Below are 1,181 nucleotides of genomic sequence, written 5' to 3'. Positions count from 1 at the left end.
GCGGCGGGCGCCGGTGCCGCGACGGGGGCGGGATCGCGGCGGGCGCTCTTGGCCAGGATCACCGCGGTGGTCGAGACCAGCATCCCCGCGAGGATGGCTACGAGGTAACCCCACACCGGGCTGATGGCGAACACCACGAACAGGCCGCCGTGCGGCGCGTACGACTCCACCGAGAATGCCATGATGAGCGCTCCGGTGACCGCGCCACCGGCCATCATGGACGGGATCACGCGGACGGGGTCGGCGGCGGCGAACGGGATCGCGCCCTCGGTGATGAAGCTGGCGCCCAGCAGGAACGCGGCCCGGCCGTTCTCCTGCTCGACCTCACTGAACAGCCGCTTGCGGACGACCGTCGCCAGGCCCATGGCCAGCGGCGGCACCATGCCTGCGGCCATCACGGCCGCCATGATCCGGAGCGAGGCCGGGTTGTCGGCGACCAGTCCGGCGGTGGCGAAGGTGTACGCGGCCTTGTTGACCGGTCCGCCGAGGTCGAAGCACATCATGAGCCCCAGGATGATCCCCAGCAGGATCACCGAGGAACCGCTCATCCCGCCCAGCCACGACTCCATGGCGGAGGTCAGCGAGGCCAACGGGCGACCGAGTAGCAGGAACATCAGCAGGCCGATCGCGAGCGAACCGAGCAGCGGGATCAGCACCACCGGCATGAGGCCGGACAGCCAGCGCGGGGTCTTCCAGGTGGTCATCCACCGCACCAGGTAGCCGGCGAGGATGCCGGTGACGAGCGCGCCGATGAATCCGGCGCCGAGGGTGGCCGAGAGGGCGCCGCCCACGAAGCCCGGCGCGATGCCCGGGCGGTCGGCCAGACCGTAGGCGATGTAGCCGGACAGGACCGCGATCATGAATCCCATCGCGGCCTGGCCGATCGCGAACAGCACGGCGCCGATGTACAACCGCAGGCCCGCGTGGGTGAGCATCTCGGCTCCGGCGGTCCCGGCGGAGACGATCTCGCCGTCGAGGTACCAGACCTGGCCGGGCAGGTCGGTCAACGTGAACCCGGTGGCCACCTCCTGCCAGACAAACGCCACGTCGTACCCGGCGAACAGGAACCCCAGCGCCAGCAACAGGCCGCCGGCGGCGACGAACGGGATCATGTAGGACACGCCGGTCATCACCGCGCGCTGCAGCCCGCGGGCCCAGTGCTCGTCCGAGCCGGACCCGCC

The 1,181-nt window shown here is 70.9% G+C and carries 1 protein-coding gene; it reads right to left on the bottom strand.

The annotated features are described in order from the left end of the window. Positions 1 to 1,181: PTS fructose transporter subunit IIC (locus tag G6021_RS13510; RefSeq protein ID WP_182641508.1), on the bottom strand; the 1,181-nt coding region annotated here is incomplete at both ends.

The sequence above is a fragment of the Dietzia sp. CW19 genome (genome assembly GCF_014145265.1).
Taxonomy (GTDB): domain Bacteria; phylum Actinomycetota; class Actinomycetes; order Mycobacteriales; family Mycobacteriaceae; genus Dietzia; species Dietzia natronolimnaea.
This window is presented reverse-complemented; position numbering and strand designations above follow the sequence as displayed.